The organism is Paenibacillus sp. cl141a (genome assembly GCF_900109305.1).
Classification (GTDB): Bacteria; Bacillota; Bacilli; order Paenibacillales; family Paenibacillaceae; genus Paenibacillus_AQ; species Paenibacillus_AQ lautus_A.
The window spans coordinates 1-19,748 of sequence record NZ_FNZO01000010.1; the positions used below are offsets into that span (position 1 = coordinate 1).

A 19,748-nucleotide genomic window follows, 5' to 3' on the forward strand; every position below is an offset into this window, starting at 1 on the left:
AAGTGAAGCGAAGCTTTGAAGCGGATGCCGAATACTTTCTGGGGACCCCGATACCACATCGGGTGAATGCTACGGAGTCTAATGTGCTGCAAATATCGTTTCGTATCTAGTTTTCAGGTGATCAAAACTGAATTGTAAGTGTACAAGCTATGCTTGCAAGGAGGATGGTCACGGCATTTGGCGATGCCGTATCCTGAATATACGTTTGGTGGCGATGGCGGAAGGGTTCCACGCGTTCCCATACCGAACACGACCGTTAAGCCTTCCAGCGCCGATGGTACTTGGACCGAAGGGTCCCGGGAGAGTAGGACGTCGCCAAGCGAACAACCATAAAGACCGTTATCGAGTAATCGATAGCGGTCTTTTTTGTTATACAATCATGAATCATCAGAAAGTAAAATTGCGGGATCCTCACATCCCGATTTATTGCATGTCGGTTGGTGAGGAAGTATATTTCTAGTCGTGGTTAGAGAACCTTTATCGCTTCAGCGATAAAGGTTTTTCGTGTAAGAGGGACCGCGTGTTTAGATCGAGGCGAAGATGGTGAAGGCTAGAATAATCATATATAAAAATAAATTAGTACCAAGTCCTAATACTTGGTGTTATAATAGTTATAAAATTGGAGGTGGGAATGATGAGCCAATCGAAGTCGAGAATAACGGCAATCGGGACGTACGTTCCTGAACGGATCTTAACGAATGCGGATTTGGAAAAAATGGTGGAAACGAGCGATGAGTGGATCGTCCAGCGAACAGGCATGCGGGAACGCCGGATTGCGGCTCCCGATCAGTACGTGTCCGATCTTGCCATTAAAGCTGTGGAGGATATGGTTGAACGGTATGGCATTACCGTGCAGGATGCGGATATGATTCTTGTGGCCACGAGCACGCCGGAGTACTCTTTTCCCAGTACCGCTTCCCGAGTGCAATCGAAGCTGGGCATCGCAAGCACAGGCGCGCTGGATCTGAATGCCGCCTGTGCGGGATTCGTATATGCGCTGCAGATGGCTGACGGATTGATATCCGGGGGAGCCTACCGTAAAATTCTGGTTATCGGCGCGGAAACGTTATCGAAGATTACGGATTATACCGACCGAACGACATGCGTATTGTTTGGGGATGGTGCAGGTGCCGTATTGTTGGAGAGAGACGAGTCTTCGGCTGGGATCATCGCTTCCGTTTCGGGCACTTTTGGCGAAGGCGGCATTCATCTGTATAAAACGGCGCTCTCCGAGCAAATGGACGGTACGGAATTAAAGAGCGGATGCCTTGTCCAAAATGGCCGCGAGATTTATAAGTGGGCCATTCGGAACATTCCGGACGGCGTCCGGGCCCTTTTGTCCAAAGGGGGCATGACCGCGGACGAAGTCGATTGGTTTGTTCCGCATAGCGCAAATCTCCGCATGATCGAGGCGATTAACGAGCGGGGGCCGTTTACAATGGACCGCACCTTGACCAGCGTCGAGTACCGGGGGAATACGTCAGCAGCTTCCATTCCGCTTGCGCTTCAGCTGGCCGTCGACGAAGGGCGCCTGAAAGCCGGAGACCACGCACTGCTCTACGGATTCGGCGGAGGCATGACCTACGCGGGTTCCATCGTCAAATGGACGATATGACAACGTAACAAGAATCAATGGAACGAACCTGGTGCATGGACAACCGTTAGTAAGGTTCCCGGAGGCCGCCCTAGAGGGCTCTGGGGTCCAACCGGAGAAATCGTCAGGCTGACGAAGTGTTCCACTCCGAGAGATTAATCTAAGCTATTAACCGCTATCGATAATCGATATGCGGTTTTTTAGTGCTGCGATTTTTCGAGATGTACGTGAATCGTAATATATTCAACTCAAATTCGAAAGTTTGCCTCCTCAAAATTTGGCGCCGCTTTCATTAGACTAAAGAAGAAAAATACGTTCCATGGAAGAGGGGTAGAAGAATGAAAAGGTTTAAATCATGGAGCTTGCTGCTCCTGAGTGTCATCATGGTGTTCACGCTGGCCGCATGTGGAGGCGGTGGCGGAAACGGAAGCAGTACGGCTGAATCTCCGGGGGGAGGCAGCAGCAATGAAGGGACGGACAATACGAAAGAAGGAACCGAGTCCACAGAGAAAATCGAGCTCTCCTTTTGGTCGCTCGGAACGACCAACTATGAAGATCTGGCGAAGGAATATACGAAAGAGCATCCAAACATCACGTTCAAATTCCAGAATACGTCGGACCAAACGGCGCACCACAACAATTTGACGACGGCGTTGTCCGCGGGCTCTGGTGCACCTGACATTTTCCAGCTGGAAATTGCCTTCATGGAGCGCTTCATCAATAACCAGGATAAGTTCTATAACTTGTACGACCTCGGCGCCAAAGACTTAGAGGGCAACTACCTGGAGTGGAAATGGAAGCAGGCCACATCGGTTGACGGCACCTTCCAACTCGGTCTGCCAACAGACATCGGACCTACGGTCGTCTATTACCGTACGGATCTGGCTGAGCAAGCAGGATTGCCAACCGATCCGGACGGCTTCAGCGCTGCGATCGATTCATGGGACAAATTCGCCAGCGTGGCCAAGGATTTCACAAGCAAAACAGGAAAGCCTTTCGCCGATTTGACAGACCTGGTCTACAACGGGGTGCGTGACCAATCCCCGGATCAAATCTACTTCAACAAAGAGGACGGCTCCTTTATCGGAGATACGAACCCGCAAGTGAGAAAAGCTTACGACTTTACCGTCAAAGGGATTCAGGAAGGCTGGATCGGCAACTGGATTCTATGGTCTCCTGAATGGCAAAAAGCGATCAATGACGGCGACTTCGGCGTCATGCTCGGCCCGGCTTGGATTGCCGGAACCATCCGCAATGCGAAGGACACCGCAGGCAAATGGCAGATTGCCCAGCTTCCTGAAGGAGCAGGCAACTGGGGCGGTTCGTTCCTGACCCTGCCGAAGGAAGGCAAGCATTCGAAGGAAGCTTACGAATTCATCTCGTGGGTGCTGAACAAGGAAAATCAGCTGAAATCGTTCAAGGACAGCGGCTTGTTCCCGTCCATTCCGGCGGTATACAGCGAACCTTCGTTCACGGAAGAGAAGGACGAATTCTTCGGCGGCCAGGTCATTTCCGAAGCGTATGCCAAATCGGCGGAACGCATCAAGCCGGTTTACTACGGACCGCTTCATGACCAGACCGACACCATCATCAAAAACGCGCTCAAAAACGTGCTGGAGAAAAAGGCCGACCCGCAAAAAGAATGGGAAAGCGCAATGAAGCAAATCAAGACGCTGGTCGATCGCAGCTAAGCTAAACAGGCGATCATTCCAGCTAGCCCGTTCATATCCAATAACCGTCCGAACCCGAGAAGGGATAAGCGCCCTTCGCTCGGGTTCGGATTTATCCTTACCTACCTGGAGGTGCATCATGGCTGACACAGCAACGGCAGAATCGCCGCAGCCGGTGCCGCAAAGGCGGCGCTTGTTGACGGAGACCGTGCGAAGCCGGTTTACGGCTTATACGTTTATATCGCCATTCTTTATATTGTTCGCAATCTTCGGTCTGTATCCGATCCTGTTTACCATCTATTTATCCTTCTTCAAATGGGATGCGCTCGGACCGATGAAATACGTCGGCTTCAAGAACTACGAACTGATTACAAGCGACCCGACCTTCTGGATCGCGTTTAGCAACACGCTCATTATGGCTCTGATGGGAACCGTGCCGCAGCTGATTGTAGCATTGTTTGTTGCGGTTATGCTCAACTCGGCCTTGAACAGATTCAAGAACACGTTCCGCATCCTGTATTTCATGCCGAATATCACCTCCATCGTTGCGGTGACACTGGTGTTCAGTACGATGTTCGGAAACAACGGGATGGTCAACTGGCTGCTGAACACCTTCGGTGCGGAAAGCGTGCCGTTCAACTCCGGCTGGTGGGGAGTCAAAATCGCCATATCGTCCATGGTCATGTGGCGGTGGATGGGCTATAACGCCATTATTTTTCTGTCGGGGCTGCAGAGCATTCCGACCGATATTTATGAAGCGGCCAAAATCGACGGGGCCACCCGCGGCCAGCAGCTGCTCTATATCACGCTGCCGCTTCTTCGCCCATTCATTCTGTTCGTCACCTTGGTATCGACGATCGGCGCGCTCCAATTGTTTACGGAGCCTTATGTATTCCTCGGTCAGTCCGGCACGGGTTCTACGCGTCAGGAAGGGGTCACGATGGTCACCTATTTGTATAACGAAGCATTTAAGAACGGATTCTTCGGTACGGCTGCGGCAACGGCGGTTCTCTTGTTCATCGCCACCATTCTGTTCTCGGTATTAAATATGATATTGGGCCGCGAAGGCAAAGATTCGGGAGGTAAAAAAGCATGAGCACTGTCGCCATAAGCCGAAAAAAGCCGGATGAACCCGGTGTTGTCGCGAAATTCTTTTTCTATCTTTTCATGGTCCTTGGCGCGCTGGTCTCGGTCTTCCCGTTCTACTGGATGTTTGTCGTGGCTACCAATGACAAGGATGCGGCATTTCACATTCCGCCGCTGCTTACGCCCGGCACGCAGTTTTTCGATAACTTCGCGCGCGTGCTGGAGCGGACGGATTTTTTCAGGGCCTTGATGAACTCGGTGGTGGTGTCTACGGCCGTGACCTTGTCCGTTGTGTTCCTCTGCACGCTGGCAGGTTATGCTTTTGCCAAGTATGAGTTTCCTTTGAAAAAGACGCTGTTTGTTTTTGTCATTGCCACAATGCTGGTGCCTGCCCAGTTGGGCGTGCTTCCACAATACGTCATCATGGCCAAGCTGCACTGGATCGACAGCTACAAAGCGCTGATCGTGCCGGCCATGGTCAATGCCTTCGGCATCTTCTGGATGCGGCAGTACATCGCCTCTGCCGTTCATACCGAGCTCATCGAAGCGGGGCGGATCGACGGCGGCGGACATTTCCGGATCTTCTGGAACATTGCCATTCCTGTTGTTACCCCGGCGATGGCCACGCTCGGGATTCTGAACTTCATGAACGTGTGGAACGATTTCTTCTGGCCGCTCGTCGTATTGAAAAACAGAGAGAATTACACCATTCAAATTGCGCTGCAGCAATTGTTCACCAATAAGGACGGCCTTGATTTCGGCATGATCATGTCGGCCACCTTCACGGCGACGCTGCCGCTTCTCATCGTATTTCTGTTGTTCAGCCGATGGGTCATCGCCGGATTGACATCAGGCGCCATAAAAAGTTAACAAGCAAGGTGAAGTCGACAAGGAATGCAGCCTGTCATGAAGAATAATAGACATAGTAGAGTGGAGGGAGGAAGGATCCATGAAACTCCGCCGAAAGATATTGCTGGCTATTATTCTTCTGGTCTTCATTCCGGTCATCGCGCTGGGCGGGGTATCCTATTACAGCTTTTCGGAAGCGATGGAGAAGAAGTCGAATGATTTCTACTGGATTTCGCTCCTGGAAACGGATCGGAAACTGAAGTTCGCCTTGAACGAAATCACGACGATTTCGAACTCGGCGATTACCCAGCAATCGGTTCAGCAGATGCTGAAACAGCCGGAATACGCGGTTACCTATGAACGGCGGCAGGAGATCAACAATCTGATCAATCATCCGATGATTGCGTCGTTTGCTTTTTATTCGAATGACCGGTTGATGTATAACACGAATGGCGGAATGGAGCTTCAGGAACTGAGGCAGCAGGCATGGTATGAAGCCGTGGAGAAGGCTGAGGGGCGTCCCGTATGGGTCGGACCCGGCGAGAACGGCTCTGCGGCTGACGGCGCTCCCGTTTTGATTCAATCCAGGGTCATCAAGGACTATTACTCGCTGGAGGATATCGGAACCGTGGTGATCTACGTGAAGCCGGATCTCCTCGATCAGGTGTTCTGGGAGGCGGCAACGCTGAAGCAAGGAGATATTTTGCTGGTCAACCAGCAGGGGCACATCGTGTTCAGCAAGTCAGGCGGGCATATCGGGGAGCGGACGGAATTCCCGTTTCTCTCGGATAATTATAAGACGAATGGAAAAGGGTATTATGTCGATCAATATGCAGGCGAAAAATCGCTGATCACATATTCACCTTCTCATAATAAAGATTGGTTTCTGGTCGCCATCACGCCAAGCAAACTGATTTCGGCCGAATCGGTCCCGATTCGCAACCTGGCCTTGATCCTGGGACTGATCTCGCTCGTGTCGGCGTTCCTGTTCGACCGTTTTTTTGTGCGCAGAATGGTGCGCAGCATCATTAGCGCGGTGAACGGGATGAAGCGCGTCAAGCAGGGCATCTTCGTTCCGATCCCGTCGCATAACGTGGCGGAGGACGAGACGGATTTGTTGATCGACGGCTTTAACCGGATGAGCACCCAGATCCAGGAGCTGATTGGGCAGGTCGAGACGGAACAAGCACGAAAAAAGGAAGCGGAGCTGCAGGCGCTGGTCGCTCAGATCAATCCGCACTTCATCTATAATTCACTGGAATCGATCAATTCGATGGCCGTGCTTCAGGGCAATAAGGATATCAGCAAGATGGTGGTTTCGCTTGGAAAGCTGCTGCGTATCAGCATCAGCGAGCATCATGAGCTTATCCCCCTCAGCATGGAGCTGGAGCATGTCCAGCATTACATGCGGATACAGAAATTCAGGTTCGAGGAAAAATTCGATTACGGCATTGAGCTTCCGAATGAACTGAGGCACTACGTTACGCAAAAGCTGATCGTTCAGCCGATTGTTGAGAACGCTTTATATCACGGGATCGAACCGATGGAGGAAAGCGGACTCATCTCCATCAGGGTGTCCGAGGATGGCGAGGATATCGTGATTGACGTGGAGGACAACGGTCCGGGCTTCGATCCGGAAACGCTGATGAAGCTGTGGAATTCGGATCCGGGACAGCTCAAAAAGTACCGCGAGAACGGGGTCGGATTGAAGAATGTTCATGAAAGGCTGCGGATCCGGTTTGGCAGCCGTTACGGTCTGATGATTTGTTCCTCCCCAGGTTACGGCTCCTTGATACGAATTCGAATACCGAAAATACTGACATGACAGGGGGGCTGCAGGGTGAGATGGTTTTGGAATTGGGGCTGGATCGTCGTATATGCCGCTCTGTTGGCGCTGTCTGTTGTGTGGGTGACGGTACAGAATCAGGAACCGGCCCAGGAGGATCAGCCCGAGAAAATCACGCTAACGTTCCGGCATTTCTGGAACAAAGAGCATGACAAGCCGGTGCTGGCCGTATTCGAGAGCATCGTCCGCACTTATGAGAAAGCGCATCCAAACGTAAAGGTGAACTTCGAGAGCATCGATCAGACGATTCACCGGGAACAAAAGCTGAAGAGCGAGATGGTGACCGGCACGCCGCCGGATATGTTTGTCTTGTTCGGAGGGGCCGAGATCGTGCCTTATGCCAGATCCAACCGGTTAATGGATTTAACGGATTTTTTGCAGGATACCGGATTGAAGGAGCAGTTCAAGGATCTGCACCATTGGACCTTCGAGGACCGGATCTATGGCCTGCCCTTCGAGGGACACGCAGAGCCGATCTATTATAACCGGGCTTTATTCCGGCAGCTGAAGCTGGAGCCTCCGAAGACGCTGGGAGAGATGGACGAAGCTATTCGTGTCCTACGGGAGAACGACATCATCCCCTTTGCGGTCGGCAACGAAGACAGGTGGCCGGCGGGAATTTTTGCCCATTATTTCATGGATCGCTACGCCGGCCCGGAACTGATTGACCGGCTGGTTGAAGGCGATGATCAGGCAAGCTTTGTGCAAGAGTCGTATTTGGAGGCGTTTGAGCACTTGGAGCTGTGGATCGAGGAAGGGGCGTTCAGTCCGAGGGCAAACGATATTTCCACGGAAGAAGCGATTGCCCAGTTCACGGAAGGAAAAGCGGCGATGTATATGAACGGCAGCTGGGATATCACGCTGCTGCAGAATGAGGATTACCCGGATTTTCAGAATGAGATCGGCGTCATTCCCTTTCCGTCGCTTTTTCCCGGCGAAGAACGCTCCTTGGCAGGGGGATATACGATCGGCATCGGGCTGTCATCGGACTTGGATGAAACGAAAAAGCAATCGGCTCTGGAGCTGCTGGGCATGTTCTATACCCCGGAGGTGCAGACTCGGCTGGTGTATGAAGGGCTGCGCGTCCCTTCGATGAAGATTGACTATGATTCCAAGAAAACCGGGCCGGTTTTTGCCCAAGTCACGGAATTGATGGAGGAATCCACGAGCACCTTTCTGCCTTACGACAACACGTTATCACCCGAGGTGAACAGTTCGTTCCTGAAGGTGATCGAGGATATGATTGGAGGAAGGATCGATGCTGCCGGCGCATTGGAGCAAATTCAGAAGTCCTCGGTCCGGTATTGGAAGCTTAGGCGGAATACGGCAGCAGAGTAAACAGGAAACAGGGGGGAACGTCATGGGCGGATCGGAAGGCAAATTCAGAGTCATGCTGGTTGATGATGAGCCGATCATTCTGCGCAGCCTGAAGGCGGCTATTCCATGGGATGAGCTCGATCTGGAGGTCGTTGGGGAGGCCAAGAGCGGAGACGGCGCATTGAAGCTGGCACGCGAAGTGTCGCCGCATATCATTATCAGCGATATTCGGATGCCGGGGATGGACGGCATTACGCTCATGAAGGAGATGAAGGCGGATCAGGCAAGACGAATCATTATTTTCATCAGCGGGTACGGCGAATTCGAATACGCGAGGGAAGCGCTGCGCGAAGGGGCTTTCGATTATTTGCTGAAGCCGATCGACCACGATGAACTGACCGAAACGATTGCCAGGGCGGCCAGAACCCTGGAGAAGCAGATTGCGGATGACCAGATGCTCCACTCGATCAAGGTTCTGTCGCTGCTGGCCCGGGAGCGGATGCTGACCGAATTCATCGAAGGGAACCGCAGTCCCCTGCAGCATATGCAGTGGCTGGAGGACAGCGAGCTGGAGCATGGATACACGATGGCCGTCATTCAATTGGATCAATATTTGCGGCTTAACGAGCTGTGGAGCATGGATGAGAAGCGCCTGTGGCTGTTTGCCGTACGGAACGTCCTCGAGGAGTGGTCCTTGCAGCATGGCGGGCTGACGGTATTTCCTTTCCGCAGCGGGGAATGGGTGCTGCTGTTTCCGAATCTGACGAAGGAGCGGCAGGAGGATATCGGCCGGGATCTGGTGCAATTGATCAAGCGGAACACGAAGCTGTCCTGCTCGGTCGGCTTCAGTCCCAGCATGGCCGGGATCGACCGCTTGGGAACGGCATACGAGACGGCCGTCCGCGCATTGTACCAGCGGTTTTATTCCGGGGAAGAGGGCGTGTTTCTCGGGGCGCCCGACTCGGTGCTGGAAACGGCCAGCGAAGCGAAGTATCCGAAGCATCTCGAGTCGCTCATGGTGGAAAGCATCCGTACGCTTCATAAGGAGCGGCTTCTGGAGCTTTTTGACGAAACCAAGGCTTATATCGAGGAGCATGCGTTCAGCAGGGAGATGACCGAGCGGGTGCTGCTGGAGATGAGCGTCGTGCTGTATCGGCAGTTTGAACACATGAAGGTGCTGTTTGAGTGGTCGCTGGAGGAACTGCTGCAGGAGCTTCATGCATCCGGCACGCTTCAGCAGCTGATGGACGTCATCAAGAGCCACTTCAGCAAGTGGATTGCCGAGAGCCGGTCCGGACAGGCCAAAGACAATGTTCAAGCCGTGATGGGCAAAGCCAAGGAGTACATCGCGGAGAATTATCAGAAGGATCTGACCATCGAGGAGGTTTCGGAGCTGGCGGATTTGAGCATCAGTCATTTCTGCACGCTGTTTAAGGGAACGACGGGTTATACGTTTCTGGAGTACCTGACGGAGTGCCGGATCGAGAAGGCCAAGAGCATTCTGCTGAATACGGACGTGAAGGTGTACCAGGTAGCGCCGCTGGTAGGGTATCAGGATCCGCGATACTTCACCCAGGTATTTAAGAAAATCACGGGGAAAACGCCATCCGAGTATCGGGAAGAGGCGATCTCCAAGACATAGAATGAACCTGATCCTATGATATCGAAATCGGATATTTTGCGGATAGGGTTCAACATAGGAGGGAATGAATAACAGATCCATTTTTCCGGGTTCGATCGGGGAAAAGGAGTTCTGTTATTTTTATTTTAAATATCTTAATATTAAGACTTGACGATTTAATGTTTAAATACTAAACTGAGATTAAGCAAAAACGTAAAGAAGGCAGCGAAGAACGAAGCTGCTCCCGAATCAGACGGCAAATATGAATATTGAAGATGGTGAACATGCTATTAATAAAGAAAAAACGATAAATGGAGGTTGAAGTCATGAAGTTTAAAGGAATTCATCACGTATCCGCGTTAACGGCTGCGGCTTCGCGGAACTTCGAATTTTATACAAAGGTTCTGGGCATGCGATTGGTCAAGAAAACGGTGAACCAGGACGATGTGTCGGTGTACCATCTGTTTTACGGCGATGAAAAAGGAAATCCCGGCACGGAGCTTACCTTCTTCGAAATTCCGATGGCGGGCCGGACCCGAGAGGGAAACAACAGCATTTCGGCGACATCCCTGCGAGTGCCGAACGACCGCGCCTTGGAATATTGGACCCGGCGGCTGGACGAGCACGGCGTAGAACGCGAGGAGATCAAGGAACGTGCGGGCCGATTGACCCTTCTCTTCAGGGACTTCGAGGGCCAGCGCATCATTCTCGTTTCGGATGAACATAACGAGGGGGTTCCAGGCGGCGTTCCATGGGAAAAGGGGCCGGTTCCGGCGGAATACGCCATCATCGGTTTAGGCCCGGTACAGCTGACCGTGCCTAATCCCGTGCAGACCGTGAAGGTATTGACGGAGCTGATGGGCTTCCGCTACAAAGGGCACTATGCTTCGCCAGTAGACGGGCAGCCCGATATCCTGGTCTTTGAGACGGGAGAAGGCGGTACGGGAGCGGAAGTGCACGTGGAGGAACGAACGGATCTTCCGCAGGAGCGGCTTGGCCGCGGCGGTGTTCATCATGTTGCATTCCGCGTCGAGGACGAGGAAGAGCTTCGGTCCTGGATTGACCGGATTGGAGATGTGGGCTTTTCGAATTCGGGATTTGTCGATCGCTTTTACTTCCGTTCCTTGTATTTCCGGGAGCCTAACGGTATTTTGTTCGAGGTAGCTACCGATGGTCCGGGCTTTGACACGGATGAGCATATCGACCATCTCGGCGAGTCCCTTGCGCTGCCGCCGTTTCTGGAGCCGAAGCGGGAACAGATCGAAGCCAACCTGAAGCCTCTCCATACGATTCAATGAAGATGGCGCACATCGCGCACGCAATACTCACGACACCGGGTAAGCCTCTGTTTTTGGGGCGATGGCCCGGTGTTTTCATTTGATCTATTCATATAGCCGCGATATGGCATTTGCCGCCCTGCTGACATGCTCCCTGAGTTCTTGGGGGGCCATCACCTCGATTTCCGCCCCGCAGCTTAGAAGAAATGCCGAAGCCGATTCCAGGGTGTTGAACTCCAAATCGGCCGTTATCCACCCGTCGTGCTGGCAATCCATATCGCATCGGAGTATTTTTACGTACCGCTCCCGCTCAAAGCGTTTGATCAGATCGACGGCCATGCGAACCTGTGCGGGATACTGGGGGAGATTTTGCATGAACCGTGCCAGCGACTCCTCCCAATACTCGGCTAGATTAAAACCGGCCGGACGCTGGAATGTATCCTCGGACATGACGGCATCCACGATTCTCGATACGCGATAGGTTCGCAGCTCGCCTTGGGATTCAGCCACCACATACCAGGTACTCCTTTTGGCAACCAGCCCGAGGGGATGAACCCTTCTTTCGACTCGTTCCTCTCCCTTCATGTATTGGATATCGATGATGCGGTCCAACCACAGCGCCTCCTGCAAAACCGTAAGATACGGATGCGATTCGCGGTAGGAATGCCAGCCTGCGCCATCGATATGGATCTTCTCCCGAATGATTTCGGCATCCTGCCGAATGGAGCGCGGGGAAGAAGCCAATAATTTTTGATAGGCAGCATCAAACTGTTTACGGATCCCCAAATCCCCGATCAGCGGGCTGTGGCTGGAAACCAGCAGGGAGATGAGCTCGTCCGGTGTCATGCCGGTCAGGTTCGTTCGATAGCTCTCCTCCAGCACCCACCCACCCTGGGATCCTCTTTCCGCATACACGGGGATGCCCGCCGAGCTCAAGCTTTCCATATCGCGTATAATCGTGCGCTCCGATACCTCAAGCTGCTCCGCCAGATAACGGGTGTTCTTCTTCCCCCCGTTCTGAAGCATCAGCATAATGGATATTAGACGATCCGCCCTCATATCCTGTCCCCTCTCTGTATCTATAGAAGTTAATTGTATTGTAGCATGGATATAAGACAACGGATGTCATATATGTCTGATACGATGAAGGCGTTGAGATACTTCAGTATATAGTTGGAGGTAACGCTATGAATAAGAGTGATCCTAAGCCATTGCAAGGAAAAATCGCCGTCGTGGCCGGAGCGACCCGGGGAGCAGGCCGCGCCATTGCGGTGATGCTGGGTGCCGCGGGGGCAACGGTGTATTGCACGGGACGGAGCGTTCGCGGCCAAGCGTCGGATATCAAGCGAACGGAGACGATTGACGACACGGCGGAGATGGTGACGGAGCGGGGAGGCACCGGCATTCCTGTGCAATGCGACCATACCGTGGAAGAGCAAGTGAAAGCGTTGTTTGAACGCATTCGCGAAGAGCAGCAAGGCCGGCTTGACATCCTCATCAATGATATATGGGGCGGCGAGAACCTGACGCATTGGAACATTCCGTTCTGGGAGCAATTTCTGTCCGATGGACTGCTGATGCAGGAGCGGGCAGTGACGGCGCATATGATCACGAGTTATTACGGCGTTCCGCTGATGGTGGCGAACGGTGGCGGATTGGTCGTTGAGGTCACGGACGGCTCGACGTACCGGTATCGCGGGAATTTGTATTACAGCCTGGCAAAAATTTCGGCGATTCATCTGGCGGCAGCCATGGCGGAAGAGCTGCGTCCCTATCAGGTAACCGCACTAGCCGTGACACCGGGATTTCTGCGCTCCGAGCAGATGCTGGATCACTTCGGCGTTTCGGAGGAGAATTGGCGGGATGCCACGGCACGAGAACCGCATTTTATCGAATCGGAGACTCCATATTTTCTGGGGCAGGCGGTTGCGGCGCTGGCAGCCGACCCGAATGTGGCCGACAAGAGCGGCAAGGCGCTGACCAGCTGGGACTTATCGGATGAATACGGGTATAGCGATATCGATGGGCGTAAGCCGCATTGGGGCAATTATGCGAAGAAGCAGGGACTTCCCATTACTTAAACATGTAAAACAGGGTGACCTATGCCATGATGGCGAATAGGTCACCCTGTTTGGTTACGGAAATTGTCCGTTGCACTTGCGAATACCGCTGTAAGTATGTCTAAACCATGTCACAGCGGAACATCGCAGAAATTACGCATCAACGTTCAATTTCAAGGGGTTATGAGCGGCCGCGTCTCATCGAACCCATGATCAGGCTGACGATAAAGACCAGGATGACGGCACCGATCAATGCAGGCAGGATGTAGAATCCACCCATTTCCGGTCCCCAGGATCCAAGCAGAAGACCGCCCAGCCAAGCACCGACGAAACCAGCAATGATGTTACCGATGATACCGCCGGGGATGTCTCTGCCCATAATCAAACCAGCAATCCATCCAATGATACCGCCAACGATTAATGACCAAAGAAAACTCATGTTAATCACCTCGTATAAGTTATAGTTGTTTGTGCCTTACTATTAACCAAAGACGTGACTTTTAAACCGGGTTGACCAGCAACTTGGATAAAATCATTATTTTCCAATGCAGTGATATGCCTCTTCGTTCTTTGATAAAAGCGATTTTTTTGATTATGCTTGAAGAGAGTGGTTAGGTTGAGAAAATAAAGGAGCTGGCATGGGACTCATGATAGAAAAATGGACAGAAGAATATACCATTCAATCCGTTGACGCAGACTTTAAGGGAGAATGCCGATGGGCTTCGCTGCTCAGTATTTTGCAGAGAGCGGCTGACCGGCATATTGAGGCGCTGGGGATCAGCCGCGAGGAAATGATCGAGCGGGGCATGGGCTGGATGCTGATTACGCTGGAGCTAGAGATGCGGCGGATGCCAAGGGATATGGAAACCGTATATGTGGACACCTGGAGCCGCGGGTCCAAAGGGGCGCTGTGGCATCGGGATTATCGGATCAAGAACGTCGATGGGGAATTGTTGGGCGAGAGCCGCTCGGTATGGGCGCTGGTGGACATTCATAAACGGAAAATTCTGCGTCCATCCATGTTTCCGTACGAGGTGCCGATCGGTCAGGAAATGGTTGGAGAGCTGCCAAGCAAAGCGGTTCTGCCGGAAGGGGTACAGCTTGATGATGCGTATACGTACACGGTCCGGTACAGTGGAATCGATACGAACGGCCATCTGAATAACGCCCGGTATGCGGATTTGTGCTTTGACGTGCTGGATGAGCAGGAACTTCGGGAAGGGCGAGTGACCGGCTTCAAAATTACATACCATAACGAGGCCAGACTGAAGGATACGATGGTGATCAAGCGTTCGGCCGAGGAGAACAATCGGGTGTACGTGCACGGCACATCGCCGGACGGAACCAACTTTTTTGAAGCGGCTATCGTTAGGGAATCATAAACCATCAGGTTGTTCTTCCGGAGGGGAAAGAGCGGCCTGACGCTTCATGGAGGGTGAACGGATGTACAAAATCATGATCGTTGAGGATGACCCCAAGCTGGCGGGGCTGCTGCAATCGCATATCGAACGGTACGGAAATGAAGGAAACATCGTCGAGGATTTCGATCATGTGCTGGAGCAGTTCCATGAGATGAAGCCGCATCTCGTTCTGCTTGACGTGAACCTGCCAAGCTTTGACGGATATTATTGGTGCCGCCAGATCCGGTCGGTATCGACCTGCCCGATTATTTTCATCTCGGCCCGTAACGGGACGCCGGATCAACTCCGGGCCTTGGAGAACGGCGCGGATGATTATATCACCAAGCCGTTTGCTTACGATATCGTCATCGCCAAAATCCACAGCCAGCTGCGCCGCGTATACGGCGACTACGCGGCGGCATCCGCTGAGCGTACGGTGGAGAAGGACGGGCTTGTCCTCTATCCCGAACGGATGGAGCTGACTCTTCACGATCAGACATCCGTGCTCACGAAAAAAGAAACGATCCTTCTGGAAACGCTGCTGAGCCGGAGCCCCCGGCTTGTGACGCGCGAGACGATTCTGGAGAAGCTGTGGGACGATACGTTCGTGGACGATAATACGCTCAGCGTGAATATTAACCGGGTGCGGAAACGGCTGGGGGAGTTAGGGATTGAGAATGCGCTGGAAACGATTCGCGGTTCGGGGTACAGGCTGCATACCGTATGGAAGAGGTAGGCAATGAAAAAACTGTTTTGGCGTGAGCATCTGCCCCTCATTCTGTTTGTAACCGCGGCCTTGTTCGTGGTGCTGCTCGTATTCTGGTATGACGGCTATGATCATCCGGTGACAGCGGCTTATGCTATTTTACTCGGTCTGGCCATTCTGGGCGGGTACCTGGCATTCCGGTATTTCACGCACCGGGATTTCTATGAGCGGCTGTCGCAGCCCATCAGGTCGTTGGAGGAATCGATCAAGCATAACGAGTCGGCCCCGCTGCCTACGGCCCTTAGCGAGCTTATGGAGGAGCAATACCGTCAATACCGTACGGTCATGGAAGAGTGGGAGCGCCGGCGGAAAGAGCATATGATCTTCATGAATCAGTGGGTGCACCAGATGAAAACGCCGCTGTCCGTCATTGAGATGATCACGCAGGAAGATGACAACGACGCCTTCAAGAGTTTATCCGAGGAATCCGACCGGATTCGGCGCGGGCTGGAGATGGTGCTCTACATGTCCAGGCTCGAAACCTTCGAGCAGGATTTTAGCGTGGAGCCCGTGAAGCTTCATCAGGCGGCTGCCGAGGCGGTGCACGAGAACAAGCGTTATTTCATTCACAGTCATGTGTATCCGGAGGTCCGGATCGATTCGGATCTCACCGTTCAGACGGATGCCAAATGGCTCCGGTTCATCATGCTGCAGCTGCTGTCCAACGCCATTAAATATTCTGCCGGAACCGGGCTTAAGGTGACGATGCAGGCTCGCCGAACGGAGGACCGCCGCCATGTGGTGCTGGAGATCACGGACCGGGGAATGGGCATACCGCCATCGGACTTGAAGCGGGTGTTCGACCCGTTCTATACCGGGGAAAACGGCCGCAAGCTGAAGGAATCCACCGGCATGGGCTTGTATCTCGTCAAAGAAGTGGTCCAAAAAATGAACCACCAAATCGAGCTGGAATCCGAGCCGGGAAGAGGAACGACCGTGAGGTTGATTTTCTCGGGGTGAGGCGCGGGCATGGTGTGTTTTTAAGCTGGCGGATGCTCATGATTTCAAGTAGTTGCTGCCGTTTAAGTTCAAGATACCGGATGGATTTAGGCCCGAATGGGGGCAGTCAGACTATATCTAAGTTATCCCTTAGAGTGGTACAGTAAGTCACCTAAATACTTTACCGAGAGCACCTTATCCAGGGTAATTGATGGATGTCGAAACCATCATGAAGCCCTGAGGTAAGGTTCTTTCTTTTGTTTAAAATAATGAGTAGGTATCGGCAGCACAGCGAAAGAGGACGAAACGATTCCGAAAAAGCGAAGCGGTCGCCTTTGCACCCGAATTTTCACCTCGGTGTAATCGTTCAGAAAATTGGGGGCAACAGCGATCGTAGGAACGTTACGTACTCGAAGCGGCCTCTAGAATCGCAACCGTTAAGCACTCGTAGCGCCCTTTAGATTGCAACCGTGAGTACCCAGAGCGGGTCTGCGCATGAATCTTACACCGATGTAAGGTTGGCGAAAGAGTGATCGATAGGAGATGGCCCGCCGGATGCTATACACTAACCTTACAAGATTGAAATAACGAAAGTGAGGTTTACAACAAGATGGAAATATTAAACGTGCGCAATCTGGGCAAAGTCTATAAGGCCGCGGTGTCCCACGAGGCGCTTTCCAATATCAACTTGAGCATCAACCAAGGGGAATTCGTCGGCATCATGGGCCCCTCCGGCAGCGGAAAAACGACGCTGCTCAACATGATCTCCACCATCGACCGACCTACGTCCGGGGAGATCACCATCGGCGGGGAGGATCCGTTCCGATTATCCCAGGATAAACTCGCCATGTTCCGCCGGCGTGAGCTGGGATTTGTCTTTCAGTCCTTCAACCTGCTGAATACGCTGACGGTGAAGGAGAATATCCTGCTCCCCCTGGCGCTGGACGGCGTGGATCTGGATGAGATGAACCGCCGGGTCGGCATTTTGGCCGATAAACTGGGCATCACATCGATTTTGGATAAGCAGACTTATGAAATATCGGGGGGACAGGCGCAGCGGACGGCTATAGCACGAGCGATGATCCACGTACCGAAGCTGGTTCTAGCCGATGAGCCGACAGGCAACCTGGACTCCAAGTCGGCCCGCGACGTCATGGAAATGATGGACCGGAGAAACAAGGAAGATCAAGCGACGATGCTGCTGGTCACCCATGACCCGGTGGCAGCAAGCTACTGCAATCGGGTGGTGTTTATCAAGGACGGGCAGTTGTACAACGAAATCACGTACGGCGAGAGCCAATCGGCCTTTTATCAAAAAATCATCAACGTGTTATCGCTGCTGGGAGGTTCGGGACATGAATTTTCGCCAGTTCGCCATTAACAATGTCCTGCGCAGCAAGCGCACATATATTGCCCACTTCCTGAGCAGTGCTTTTTCTGTCATGATTTTCTTTACCTACGGGCTGCTATCGTTTCACCCACAGCTGAAGGACGGCCTGGTCTCCTCCAGCGGTACCATGTCCATGCTGGGTACGATGGGCATGACGGTATCCCAGTACATCGTGTTCGTTTTTTCATTTTTCTTTCTGCTGTATTCGGTGGGGGCTTTCATCAAGGTTCGGAAAAAGGAGTTCGGCATTCTGCTGATCCTCGGCATGTCCCGCAAGCAATTGAACCGGATGCTGTTCATCGAGAATATCCTGATTGGCGCTGCAGCGATTGTAGTCGGCATCGGAACGGGATTGCTGTTCTCCAAGCTGATTCTGCTAATCAGCGCCAAGCTGCTGGCCGTGGATAAGGGACTTCCGTTTTATTTTCCGCTCGAATCGCTGATCGTTACGGCTGCGGCTTATGCCGTATTGTTCCTGCTGATTGCGTTGTTCTCCTCGTTCATGCTGCGTAAGGGCACGCTGCTCGCCCTGGTGAAAGCAGAGGAAAGCCCCAAGCCGCAGCCGAAAGCATCGCCTTGGCTGGCCGTCCTGGCTGTCCTGTTGATCGGAACCGGTTACGGTATGGTCATGGTTTTTGCCATTCTCCAAATCTTCAATCTGTTCCTGCTGCTTGGCGGCGTTATCTTCGTCATTATCGGCACGTATTTTCTCTTCACTCAGTTCAGCGTGTTTTTTATGCGGTATCTGCAGAAGAAAGAGCGGTTCTTCTTTCGCCGAACCAACCTGCTGACGATCTCGGAGCTGCTGTACAGAATCAAAGACAATGCGGTGATGTTCTTCCTCGTATCGGTCATTTCGGCATCCGCCTTTACCGGGATCGGCACCACGCTTGCAATCGGGGATCCCGGCCTGTCGGCCATGGAGAATCCTTATGCCTATACGTACACTATGAATGATGAGAACGCTGATAAAGGGAATCGTCATCTTGATATGATCAGGGAGGAGCTCAAGAAGGGCGGATTTCAGTACAAGGAGGCGGAGGTTACTCCGATATTTTCGGATAACGGGATCAATCTGATTAAGCTCAGCGAATATAACAGTCTAATTCAGTCGATGGGTTACCCGTCAGAAACATTGGGCGACCTGGAAGGCATCCTGACCCCGGGGACCGTCACGGAGAAGAACAGCTACCGAATCGATGGTCCTGGGAATGATCAATTCGAGGTGATAAACGGGAAAACATCGGAAATCGTCAAGGTGCTCAAAGCCGAAACGTTCATTGCGGTGCCCGCGACCTACGGCGATACGCTGGTTGTATCCGACCGCCTGTACAAGGATGTGCTCCAGGCACAAGAGGATCAGGAATTCGGTTATGCGGCATTCCATACGTTTTACGTGCAGGATTGGAAGAATACGGGGGATGTGTCCAGATCGATTCAGGAACGTCTTAAAGAGCAGGAAGACTACAGCTATTATCTCAAGTCATTGTACTTGGATTGGAAAAGCGCCCAGCAGCAGAACGGCATTCTGCTTATGGTTAGCGGCCTGGTCGGCATCGTGTTCTTCACCTTCGCGGCAAGCTTTGTATATTTCCGACTATACGCGGATCTTGCCCGGGACGAACAGCAGTACCGTATGATTGCGAAGGTGGGTCTCAGTAAAAAAGAGCTTGGCACGATCATTACCAAGCAGCTTGTCATAATGTTCTTTCTGCCGATGCTTATTGCACTCATCCATAGCGGCGTTGCCTTCGTTGCCTTGCAGCAGCTGGTAGACTTCTCGATCGTAGGGCACAGTTTGAAGATTTTCATCTTCTTCCTGAGCATACAGATCGTTTACTTCTTTATTACTCGCTGGCGTTACCTGGAGCGCCTTAACAAAATCATTCAGTAAAAAATCGCCATTCTTTCGTTGAAAAGGGCCAAAACGGGT

Annotated in this window: 16 protein-coding genes and 1 rRNA gene; 15 read left to right on the forward strand and 2 right to left on the reverse strand. The window is 52.5% G+C overall.

All coding sequences use genetic code 11. The annotated features are described in order from the left end of the window. Positions 1-204: 204 nt before the first annotated feature. From rrf to BMX45_RS23050, 9 genes are all read left to right on the forward strand, one after another. Positions 205-321 (forward strand): 5S ribosomal RNA (rrf, locus tag BMX45_RS23010). A 313-nt stretch (positions 322-634) separates the two neighbouring features. Then, entirely contained in the window at positions 635-1,615 is a 981-nt protein-coding gene (locus BMX45_RS23015) for a ketoacyl-ACP synthase III (RefSeq protein ID WP_175495190.1), read from the forward strand. Positions 1,616-1,932: 317 nt separating this feature from the next. After that, positions 1,933-3,285 carry an ABC transporter substrate-binding protein gene (locus BMX45_RS23020; protein WP_090912166.1) on the forward strand — a complete coding sequence of 451 codons (1,353 nt, stop codon included), beginning with the start codon at positions 1,933-1,935 and terminating at the stop codon, positions 3,283-3,285. A 118-nt stretch (positions 3,286-3,403) separates the two neighbouring features. Further along, entirely contained in the window at positions 3,404-4,360 is a 957-nt protein-coding gene (locus BMX45_RS23025; RefSeq protein ID WP_009592284.1) for a carbohydrate ABC transporter permease, read from the forward strand. Further along, positions 4,357-5,220 carry a carbohydrate ABC transporter permease gene (locus BMX45_RS23030; protein ID WP_009592322.1) on the forward strand — a complete coding sequence of 288 codons (864 nt, stop codon included), beginning with the start codon at positions 4,357-4,359 and terminating at the stop codon, positions 5,218-5,220. Before BMX45_RS23025 ends, BMX45_RS23030 begins: the two co-directional genes overlap by 4 nt. 79 nt (positions 5,221-5,299) lie before the next feature. After that, complete coding sequence (locus tag BMX45_RS23035) at positions 5,300-7,024, forward strand: sensor histidine kinase (RefSeq protein WP_090912169.1); 1,725 nt, start codon at positions 5,300-5,302, stop codon at positions 7,022-7,024. A gap of 15 nt (positions 7,025-7,039) precedes the next feature. After that, positions 7,040-8,383: an ABC transporter substrate-binding protein gene (locus tag BMX45_RS23040; protein WP_090912171.1), complete on the forward strand. Its 1,344-nt coding sequence runs from the start codon at positions 7,040-7,042 to the stop codon at positions 8,381-8,383. 22 nt (positions 8,384-8,405) lie between these two features. After that, positions 8,406-10,004 carry a response regulator transcription factor gene (locus BMX45_RS23045; RefSeq protein WP_090912173.1) on the forward strand — a complete coding sequence of 533 codons (1,599 nt, stop codon included), beginning with the start codon at positions 8,406-8,408 and terminating at the stop codon, positions 10,002-10,004. A gap of 305 nt (positions 10,005-10,309) precedes the next feature. Further along, positions 10,310-11,281 carry a ring-cleaving dioxygenase gene (locus tag BMX45_RS23050; protein WP_012819073.1) on the forward strand — a complete coding sequence of 324 codons (972 nt, stop codon included), beginning with the start codon at positions 10,310-10,312 and terminating at the stop codon, positions 11,279-11,281. Between the two features lie 84 nt (positions 11,282-11,365). Here BMX45_RS23050 and BMX45_RS23055 read toward each other — a convergent pair whose 3' ends face one another. Further along, positions 11,366-12,319, reverse strand: a complete 954-nt coding sequence (locus BMX45_RS23055) for a helix-turn-helix transcriptional regulator (protein ID WP_090912175.1) — start codon at positions 12,317-12,319, stop codon at positions 11,366-11,368. A gap of 128 nt (positions 12,320-12,447) precedes the next feature. On the opposite strand from BMX45_RS23055, the gene BMX45_RS23060 reads away from it, so the two are divergent. Next, positions 12,448-13,341, forward strand: a complete 894-nt coding sequence (locus BMX45_RS23060) for an SDR family oxidoreductase (protein WP_090912177.1) — start codon at positions 12,448-12,450, stop codon at positions 13,339-13,341. 160 nt (positions 13,342-13,501) lie between these two features. Here BMX45_RS23060 and BMX45_RS23065 read toward each other — a convergent pair whose 3' ends face one another. Further along, positions 13,502-13,759 carry a GlsB/YeaQ/YmgE family stress response membrane protein gene (locus tag BMX45_RS23065; protein ID WP_009592319.1) on the reverse strand — a complete coding sequence of 86 codons (258 nt, stop codon included), beginning with the start codon at positions 13,757-13,759 and terminating at the stop codon, positions 13,502-13,504. A 208-nt stretch (positions 13,760-13,967) separates the two neighbouring features. On the opposite strand from BMX45_RS23065, the gene BMX45_RS23070 reads away from it, so the two are divergent. The 5 genes from BMX45_RS23070 (at position 13,968) to BMX45_RS23090 (ending at position 19,709) form a co-directional block, all read left to right on the forward strand. Then, positions 13,968-14,702 carry an acyl-[acyl-carrier-protein] thioesterase gene (locus BMX45_RS23070; protein ID WP_254778198.1) on the forward strand — a complete coding sequence of 245 codons (735 nt, stop codon included), beginning with the start codon at positions 13,968-13,970 and terminating at the stop codon, positions 14,700-14,702. Between the two features lie 61 nt (positions 14,703-14,763). Next, positions 14,764-15,456, forward strand: a complete 693-nt coding sequence (locus BMX45_RS23075) for a response regulator transcription factor (RefSeq protein WP_090912181.1) — start codon at positions 14,764-14,766, stop codon at positions 15,454-15,456. Between the two features lie 3 nt (positions 15,457-15,459). After that, a complete protein-coding gene (locus BMX45_RS23080) occupies positions 15,460-16,446 on the forward strand; it encodes a sensor histidine kinase (protein ID WP_090912183.1) in 987 nt (328 codons plus the stop codon). Positions 16,447-17,035: 589 nt separating this feature from the next. Further along, complete coding sequence (locus BMX45_RS23085; protein ID WP_090912185.1) at positions 17,036-17,806, forward strand: ABC transporter ATP-binding protein; 771 nt, start codon at positions 17,036-17,038, stop codon at positions 17,804-17,806. Then, positions 17,781-19,709 carry an FtsX-like permease family protein gene (locus BMX45_RS23090; RefSeq protein ID WP_090912187.1) on the forward strand — a complete coding sequence of 643 codons (1,929 nt, stop codon included), beginning with the start codon at positions 17,781-17,783 and terminating at the stop codon, positions 19,707-19,709. Before BMX45_RS23085 ends, BMX45_RS23090 begins: the two co-directional genes overlap by 26 nt. The last annotated feature ends 39 nt before the right edge of the window (positions 19,710-19,748 follow it).

What these genes read in the sequence shown, in the direction of transcription:
- BMX45_RS23015 (WP_175495190.1), top strand. Translation starts at nt 635, where the DNA reads ATGAGCCAATCGAAGTCGAGAATAACGGCAATCGGGACGTACGTTCCT.
- BMX45_RS23070 (WP_254778198.1), top strand. Translation starts at nt 13,968, where the DNA reads ATGATAGAAAAATGGACAGAAGAATATACCATTCAATCCGTTGACGCA.
- BMX45_RS23025 (WP_009592284.1), top strand. Translation starts at nt 3,404, where the DNA reads ATGGCTGACACAGCAACGGCAGAATCGCCGCAGCCGGTGCCGCAAAGG.
- BMX45_RS23050 (WP_012819073.1), top strand. Translation starts at nt 10,310, where the DNA reads ATGAAGTTTAAAGGAATTCATCACGTATCCGCGTTAACGGCTGCGGCT.
- BMX45_RS23020 (WP_090912166.1), top strand. Translation starts at nt 1,933, where the DNA reads ATGAAAAGGTTTAAATCATGGAGCTTGCTGCTCCTGAGTGTCATCATG.
- BMX45_RS23085 (WP_090912185.1), top strand. Translation starts at nt 17,036, where the DNA reads ATGGAAATATTAAACGTGCGCAATCTGGGCAAAGTCTATAAGGCCGCG.
- BMX45_RS23065 (WP_009592319.1), bottom strand. Translation starts at nt 13,759, where the DNA reads ATGAGTTTTCTTTGGTCATTAATCGTTGGCGGTATCATTGGATGGATT.
- BMX45_RS23035 (WP_090912169.1), top strand. Translation starts at nt 5,300, where the DNA reads ATGAAACTCCGCCGAAAGATATTGCTGGCTATTATTCTTCTGGTCTTC.
- BMX45_RS23075 (WP_090912181.1), top strand. Translation starts at nt 14,764, where the DNA reads ATGTACAAAATCATGATCGTTGAGGATGACCCCAAGCTGGCGGGGCTG.
- BMX45_RS23045 (WP_090912173.1), top strand. Translation starts at nt 8,406, where the DNA reads ATGGGCGGATCGGAAGGCAAATTCAGAGTCATGCTGGTTGATGATGAG.
- BMX45_RS23080 (WP_090912183.1), top strand. Translation starts at nt 15,460, where the DNA reads ATGAAAAAACTGTTTTGGCGTGAGCATCTGCCCCTCATTCTGTTTGTA.
- BMX45_RS23090 (WP_090912187.1), top strand. Translation starts at nt 17,781, where the DNA reads ATGAATTTTCGCCAGTTCGCCATTAACAATGTCCTGCGCAGCAAGCGC.
- BMX45_RS23055 (WP_090912175.1), bottom strand. Translation starts at nt 12,319, where the DNA reads ATGAGGGCGGATCGTCTAATATCCATTATGCTGATGCTTCAGAACGGG.
- BMX45_RS23030 (WP_009592322.1), top strand. Translation starts at nt 4,357, where the DNA reads ATGAGCACTGTCGCCATAAGCCGAAAAAAGCCGGATGAACCCGGTGTT.
- BMX45_RS23060 (WP_090912177.1), top strand. Translation starts at nt 12,448, where the DNA reads ATGAATAAGAGTGATCCTAAGCCATTGCAAGGAAAAATCGCCGTCGTG.